Origin of the sequence: Psychrobacter cibarius (assembly GCF_016107535.1) — a bacterium.
Lineage (GTDB): Bacteria > Pseudomonadota > Gammaproteobacteria > Pseudomonadales > Moraxellaceae > Psychrobacter > Psychrobacter cibarius.
In genome coordinates this window covers 1-6,981 of the sequence record NZ_JABASQ010000042.1, presented here as the reverse complement: position 1 = coordinate 6,981, position 6,981 = coordinate 1, and the positions used below count along the sequence as shown (strand labels likewise).

At 40.0% G+C, this 6,981-nt stretch carries 7 protein-coding genes; all 7 read right to left on the bottom strand.

Annotation, left to right across the window (positions count from 1 at the left end; all coding sequences use genetic code 11):
* Positions 1 to 115: 115 nt before the first annotated feature.
* The gene (locus JFC08_RS13335; protein ID WP_227697794.1) at positions 116 to 346 is read right to left on the bottom strand and encodes a hypothetical protein; all 231 of its coding nucleotides are present in this window, start codon (positions 344 to 346) and stop codon (positions 116 to 118) included.
* 175 nt (positions 347 to 521) lie between these two features.
* On the bottom strand, positions 522 to 1,265 hold the full coding sequence (locus JFC08_RS13330; RefSeq protein WP_198331065.1) for a hypothetical protein: 744 nt from the start codon (positions 1,263 to 1,265) through the stop codon (positions 522 to 524).
* The gene (locus JFC08_RS13325) at positions 1,255 to 1,731 is read right to left on the bottom strand and encodes a helix-turn-helix domain-containing protein (protein WP_227697793.1); all 477 of its coding nucleotides are present in this window, start codon (positions 1,729 to 1,731) and stop codon (positions 1,255 to 1,257) included. Before JFC08_RS13325 ends, JFC08_RS13330 begins: the two co-directional genes overlap by 11 nt.
* Positions 1,732 to 1,959: 228 nt before the next feature.
* The gene (locus JFC08_RS13320; RefSeq protein ID WP_198331064.1) at positions 1,960 to 2,769 is read right to left on the bottom strand and encodes a S1 family peptidase; all 810 of its coding nucleotides are present in this window, start codon (positions 2,767 to 2,769) and stop codon (positions 1,960 to 1,962) included.
* 234 nt (positions 2,770 to 3,003) lie between these two features.
* Entirely contained in the window at positions 3,004 to 3,978 is a 975-nt protein-coding gene (repM, locus tag JFC08_RS13315; protein ID WP_198331063.1) for a replication initiation protein RepM, read from the bottom strand.
* 340 nt (positions 3,979 to 4,318) lie between these two features.
* Positions 4,319 to 5,056: a BAR domain-containing protein gene (locus tag JFC08_RS13310; protein WP_198331062.1), complete on the bottom strand. Its 738-nt coding sequence runs from the start codon at positions 5,054 to 5,056 to the stop codon at positions 4,319 to 4,321.
* 179 nt (positions 5,057 to 5,235) lie between these two features.
* Positions 5,236 to 6,837 carry a MobA/MobL family protein gene (locus tag JFC08_RS13305; protein WP_198331061.1) on the bottom strand — a complete coding sequence of 534 codons (1,602 nt, stop codon included), beginning with the start codon at positions 6,835 to 6,837 and terminating at the stop codon, positions 5,236 to 5,238.
* Between the last annotated feature and the right edge of the window lie 144 nt (positions 6,838 to 6,981).

Sequence of the window (6,981 nt, the reverse complement as noted above, 5' to 3'; positions counted from 1 at the left end):
ATACCCCAAGGGAACCAGCTATTTCACCCCTCAAACCTATTAACAGACTATCTAAAACAGACCACTATAAGAGAACCACTTATAACAGACTGTTCTAGGTGGTCAGTTTTTCTCGCTATCTTGAGAAGTCATAGTCTACTTCATTTCTATCTAAATATTCGCGTATAGGACGTTTCTTACTAAATTTGGAAGCGTCTTTTTTAATCTCACCAACTATGAAGTCGCTGTATGCTGACCAGTTCTTACCAGCGTCGCCTTTAGCAAGACCGCTATACGTACTTATAAACTCTTTATGTCGGCTGATACGCCACAACTGCTTGTCAGATAGTCCATCAATCGTGAACATATCTGCTGTATGAGCATCACGGCTTACGGTTCTTTCTTGTAGATGGTTTAAAGAAATACACAGCTGATAATCTGTTGAATTTTTTGAGCAGACAGGGCGATAAGGATTTAATGGCTGACTTGGTAAAGGGTATTAGAAGTAATATTAATAACAAGGATCAATAGGCCTGTTTATATTACTTACTGTACTGAGACTTAAACTCTTCTATTTCTAGCTCGAATAAAAATATACTCTCTTCAAGCAGTGAAACTTGCTCAGCTGAGCAATACCCTATTAACTCTATTATAAGAAAATACTGTTCCTCTATGTTCTTGCAAAAATCATTAATATCCTGAAATTTCCTGATGTTTTTCCACAGAGGTTCGTAATGATACAGGCGATTTCTAATAGACTTTACTCGTTTCATAGAATTATATATCGGCCCAATTTTAGTATTTTCTCTACAAGGAAATACTATATCTGTCTTGGTTTGCCAAAATAACGTTTGTCTATATTTAGCTTGGAGTAGTTCAACCCAATACCCAAAATTCAACCTTCCTACATAATCTTCAGGCATTAGCACTCGATCTGGTATATCTGGCGTACTATATTTCTGGAAATCCTTTAGAGCTTGTTTCTTAGTTTCTAGAAAAACTTTTCTAGTGACGTATGAACAGAATTTTTCGGCTAATAAAAGCTCAAACCAATCCTCTGTCCCATAATGTACAGACATCGCATTATGAATGCGATTCCTAAGTGTTACTTCTAGGACTTGTACTGGTATGAAAAAATGTGAGTAAATTTTTTGGACGTGCATATAAAACATAACTTCACGATACTCATTAGACATGCTATGACTAGGGACTATTTGAAGATATATAGACTTATAAGTACTGAATCTTTGAGGTGATATGGAAATTATTAATTCACTAGTAGGCATTATGAATGACCATCTTCTTTCTCAACATCATATTACCGAGAACTTTAGGTGATATTTTATCTAATTCATCTATTAGAGGTGATAAGTCATATATATTTCTCCCCTTTGTAATTGAATTCGAGCGAGATGTAGGTTCTTTTATAATTAAGCCCTTTGCTTCTAAACTGTTTAAGGATCTTTGAACAGTTTTCAAAGAGAGTCCAGATCTATAAGCTATAGCTCCTTGAGAAGGAAAAGGATATTTAGACTTTTCCCACCAATGAGCGATTACATTGAGTAAAACGTTTAGTTCAGAAGATGTAATTCCTAGTTCTTTTTGGGAAAAGAGAAGTAGCGTGGGTATGGCTACCCAGCCCAATGCAGAAGAGTTACTCCCCCACTTGTCTTCAATCGAATTATTTTCTTTTGCTACACGCATATTTTTCTCATTTTTTTTCAAGTATACAGTATCGATATGTATATTCATATAGTGAGTCTATGTGACTCTTTACTATACTGGTTTTTTACAATAGTATTGCTATTAATTAGGCACTACCGCCGGCTGTCCGTAAAAGGATAAAGGTTGTAACTGCGGGTAAAAAACGCTCACTAGCAATAGTGGGCGTTTTCCGTTTCTGCAATCTATATGTAAGAACTATAGGTCATATTGACTCATATAATTATTTAACTCTATTTTACTTAAACTCAGTGTAGCTCAGGAATTATTTTGCGTTGGAAATGTATTAAGTGCTAATAAAGACTGGAAAGAAATAGCTATAGTAGAACCTGATGGGACATCTAGGGAGGGGGCATCATATTGAGATGCAGATGTAATAGCTCGTTGTGTAATAATTCCTACAGCAACACCAGATTCGTTTACCACTGGACCGCCACTTGCTCCACTATGCATACCATTGTCTAAGTACAAAATATCACAGGTCAACGAAAAATCTTCATGCGATTTATTTGCACCAGCAACAACATGATTACCAACGTATGCTCTCTTAATCATCGGACCAGTCATATCAGCCGCATAACCCTTAGCCATTGCCTGTAAAAAATCATCTACACCTTGATGATCTTTATAAATAATCCTGTCGATTAAAAAAGGTAGTTTAAGTTCATCAGAATAGCCTGCAAGAAAAACCTGATCCCCAAGACGGGGAGGGTTTACATTTATAGGAAGGACAGGATATTCGACTTCGTAATTTCGCTTAGGTTGTAATACAGCCATATCAATCTGAATAGGTTCTTTGAAAGAGTCCACATGCACTGTGATCGCACAAAAACTGACCGTGTACTCTAATAAAGGAACGTTAGGGAATTTAATAAAATATTGAACACTTGGGTCTTGTACGTCTTCTTGCTTAATGGGGTTTCGTCCAGTTATAACATGAGCTGCTGTTATAACCTCTCCAGTATCAAGGAAGCAAAAGCAGCTACCTTGACTGATCTTTTCACCATCAAGGAATACAGTCAGCAGGCCAACAGATTCCGATATCTTTTTATATAACTCATGATACATATAATTAGCCTCTTGTTTTTTATATAGATATACGCCAATCTCAACTTATCGTAGGCCTTTGATTTTTATAGAATTTAAAATTTTAATTGTTTTAACTGAAATTTTAAAAACTAAGTAAACCAATACCTTAGAAAAATAAGTTGAGAGTGGGGTATAGATATATAATTATATTTAGCCAAACCATAAGGTAAGACCGTTTATTAACACCTTGTTCTAGTTGGTCAGTTTTTGTCGCTATCTTGAGAAGTCATAGTCTGCTTCATTTCCATCTAAATACTCACGTATAGGGCGTTTCTTGCTGAACTTAGAAGCGTCTTTTTTGATCTCACTGACTATGAAGTCGCTGTATGCTGACCAGTTCTTACCAGCGTCGCCTTTAGCAAGACCGCTATACGTACTTATAAACTCTTTATGTCGGCTGATACGCCACAACTGCTTGTCAGATAGTCCATCAATCGTGAACATATCGCCATTATCAACATCACGAGGCTTATCTACTTGTTCAGCCTTAGTTTTTGGTTTCTCATGAACTATAAATTTGAAGCCTATAATACTGCGGCCCTTCTTCACGTTCTCATATTTTACTTTCAGATCTGACTTCCCATTAATTTCACTAACACCTAAGTCTAATACTCGCTTTTTAAAATCATTCATTCTTTTATATTCATTAACACCCAACCCCATTTGTTGTCGAAAGACATCTAACTCAAAGCAAGGTGTTTTTTTAGCAGCTCGCCACTGCGTTAAGAGCTCATAAAGCCGTACTGAATACACGCTATCAAACTGTGTCGTTTGCTCCAATAAATACGAGGTAAAGAATTGCTCCAAACCATCAATGCGACTGATCCCTTCCACAACGGCAAGCGTGAATACTAGATCCATTGCACCTTCGCCATCATGATATTGCACCTGCTGTAACCAACGGCTTTTAATAGGTTTTTTGTTATCATCAAAGTAGGTGAAACGCCTATTAAACAAAGTCTCTTCAGCATCCTTCATACGCTGGTAAGCATTTTGTCGTGTGGTGTCAAATACCTCTGCATAACGCGAAGCGTCAATGCGTAATGGCTTGTCTGTGCTTAAACCTGTAGCTGTTTCTCTAGCATCTACAATTGCTAATTGAATAATCCTTACTTCAGCCAACGATAAGTTTTGTAGCGCTTCATTTATCTTATTAGTCTTAACTACTAAGTTTTTTTTCTTGTTCATTGTTATTACTCGAATGAATAAAAAACTACTTTATATTAAGTGACAATAAATAACAAGTCACTTAATGGTAAGAAAACGTCGTTTTAAAGACAAATAATAATACGTCACTTAATGGTAACTAAACGTCACCTTATGGGTAACTAAACGTCACCTTATGGGTAACTAAACGTCACCTTATGGGTAACTAAACGTCACCTTATTGACTCTACAGCCCTTTAATACCAATGCCTACGTAGTGCTTAAAAGCATTTAAAAGCATTTAAAAGCATTAAAAGCATTTTTGGTTGTGGATAAGCTTAAAAACAAGAGACTATTTTTAATGGTTAATTTAGGAAGCTAATTACTTAAATTTGCATAACACTGATTTACTGTAGAAAGAGCTTTTCTCATCGGGAATGCAGTCTTTGGGATCAACCCTCGCATAATAACCATTAGGTTTTTCGATAACTTGATGTGCCACTCGAGCCTTAGCAAGAGAATCATAGCCATCTTGTCGCTTACTGATTTCAGCTTTACTAGGTATAAACAGCCACATTGCACCTAAGCTTAAAATAAAGACGACAACGACTAAGGTTGAAAGCGTGATGATTAAGTGACGGCCAAACTGTCGCTTAACGTTATCTAGCATCTGTTTGGAAGCATCTACATTTAGCTCAGCTATCTTGTCTTTAGTATCGTCAAGGTTACTAGCAACACTGGTAACAGAGGTCTGTATCTTCCCTAAGTCTTTATTAAGCAGCTTTGTCTTTTTTAAGAACTCATCACTAGCATCAGTAACGTGCTTAGTGAAGCCTTCATCAATACGCTTATGGTAGCTCTCTTCATTGGCTTCAAAGACTCTTTCTATCTCTTTATTAATAGCTGAAACAAAGTCTGATTGGAGTAAGACTTCTTTGTTTTGATACGTTTTTAGCAGTGAAGTCAGCTGTCTTGCCCAATCAGCGATATCTTGCGCTTGTTTAGAGTGCGCGTGGTTTAAGTTTGAGCTGTCAATCAGCTGCTTATCTATTTTTTTGGTATACGTTTGAAGCGTAATTAGTAGGTCTTCTAATGAAATAGAGAGGTCATTTTGTGGCATGGATCGTTCCTAGTCGCTAATTATGATGCTATTTGGCCTCTGAGTGCTGCTGTAGGCGTTTTTAGGGTGATTTATATATTACTGCTACCCTAGCATCAAAAAGGCGCTGTGGGATGCCTGAGAAGCATCTGAGGTGACTCTATGCGACCGTGAGTGTCGTTTGGTGTTGCTTATGAGCGTTAAAACCTAAGACTCATACCCCGACTGCGGTTTATATCACGGCTATAACCATTGATTTCAGCGGATACCGTTCGCATTTGGCGCTGGTGTTCGGGGCTAAGGGCGCTTTGTTGTCGATCTTTGATGTCATCAAAGACGCGCTCTAAGGCTTTGGTGTGCGCTTGCCTTGTCGATAGGTCGCTTATGGACTTGATGTGCTCAAGCAGCTGCTTGCTGTGGCTGGTGATGAGGCTGCCAATTTTATGCTGTTCACGGTCTGTAAGCTGCTTTTGGTGGTCAGTGGTGCTCGGCTCACTGCGGTAGTGTTGCCACGCGCTCATTTGCTGATCGAGATGCAGGAGGGTTTGAAGGCGTTGGCCAAAGTCGCTTTTTTGGTCGATGTTTTTTAGTAGTCGGTGCTGACTCGATAGCTCTTTATTCAAGATATGACCGTGTTGTTTCTTAAAGTCGGCCTCTTGTGCTGCTATCTGGACGCGGTGCTGCTCAAGCTTTTCCTGACGCGCTTCTTCTTGCGCTAATAGGCGCTCACGCTCTTTTTTGTCCGCCATGTCGCGCTGCTGCTGAGCAATACGCTCTTTTTCAAGCGCGTCAGCGGCATCGATAGCAATCTGGCGCTGAATACGTGCCTGTTTTATTCGCTCAACCACTGATTCAGCTTGCTCTAGCTCGTCATTGCTGTCTTTACTGGGGTTATACTTCGGTGTGGGGGCAGCTGGGACAATAAATAACTGACTTTCGCGCAGATCGGCAAGTTCGCGAGTCCGTACTAGATGATTGCGCTCAGTAATCATCAGGTTGATCTCACCTCTGATCGTCACTGGGGTGATGCCGTTAAATGCCTCGCCTTTTTCCTTTGCGGCTGCTTTTGCTGTCTCGTATGCGTCACGCTCTAGCTTGGTTGCAACGCTACCCATCTTAATTTGCGGCTCAATGTCTTTGCCTTGATCGCGATAGCTGCGCGAATCAATCAGCTCATGATTATGCTCGGCCAGTTTCTCATTAGCGATCTGTTCCCATATTTGACGAACCTCTTTGATCTCATGGCTGACGCGATCCATACCAAGCTCACGGCGTTTCTTATCTGATAGCTCAATGGTCGCTTTGTCGGTCAGTATGATCTCGTGATTGTCGTCAATCTCAGCACAGCGCGTGGTAAACAGGATATGAGCGTGAAAGTTACGCGGGTCTGCGCCCCGATCAATCTCCTTATCGGTGGGTTGATGGATAGCACAATCTGCTATTGTGCCGTAACGATCAGCTAGGGTTTGGGCGAAGCTATGCGCTAACTCCTTGCGCTCTTGCTCGTTCAGCTCGTACGGTAGATTAACCAGCCATTCGCGAGCGACACGCGCATCTTTTCTTTTCTCGGCAGCCTCCGCTTTGTTCCATAAATTACTACGATCAATAGCAGCGTTGGCAGCAGCCAACGCTGTCGGCAAAATAATATTTGCACTTATCACGCCCTGCTTTTTTGAATAGTCGTGGGTCTTACCATATCGCTTATCTTCAAGCTCAACCCCTGCGCGATAGCTGGCACTGGCAACGGCACTTTGTCCGTTACCTCGTGATATGGATTTAGTCGATGCGATGAAAATAGCCATTTTTACAAGCTCTGGTTTTTGGTTTTTAATATTGCGTCTTTTTGCAATGTTGGGGGTGTGGGGGCTTGCCCCTGCCGATGTTTTGATTTTATAAATGTGTGACCGGCAGGGATAAACATTTGTAAAGTCGAAAACTCGCACTTA

What these genes read in the sequence shown, in the direction of transcription:
- JFC08_RS13305 (WP_198331061.1), bottom strand. Translation starts at nt 6,837, where the DNA reads ATGGCTATTTTCATCGCATCGACTAAATCCATATCACGAGGTAACGGA.
- JFC08_RS13320 (WP_198331064.1), bottom strand. Translation starts at nt 2,769, where the DNA reads ATGTATCATGAGTTATATAAAAAGATATCGGAATCTGTTGGCCTGCTG.
- JFC08_RS13335 (WP_227697794.1), bottom strand. Translation starts at nt 346, where the DNA reads ATGTTCACGATTGATGGACTATCTGACAAGCAGTTGTGGCGTATCAGC.
- repM (WP_198331063.1), bottom strand. Translation starts at nt 3,978, where the DNA reads ATGAACAAGAAAAAAAACTTAGTAGTTAAGACTAATAAGATAAATGAA.
- JFC08_RS13330 (WP_198331065.1), bottom strand. Translation starts at nt 1,265, where the DNA reads ATGCCTACTAGTGAATTAATAATTTCCATATCACCTCAAAGATTCAGT.
- JFC08_RS13325 (WP_227697793.1), bottom strand. Translation starts at nt 1,731, where the DNA reads ATGAATATACATATCGATACTGTATACTTGAAAAAAAATGAGAAAAAT.
- JFC08_RS13310 (WP_198331062.1), bottom strand. Translation starts at nt 5,056, where the DNA reads ATGCCACAAAATGACCTCTCTATTTCATTAGAAGACCTACTAATTACG.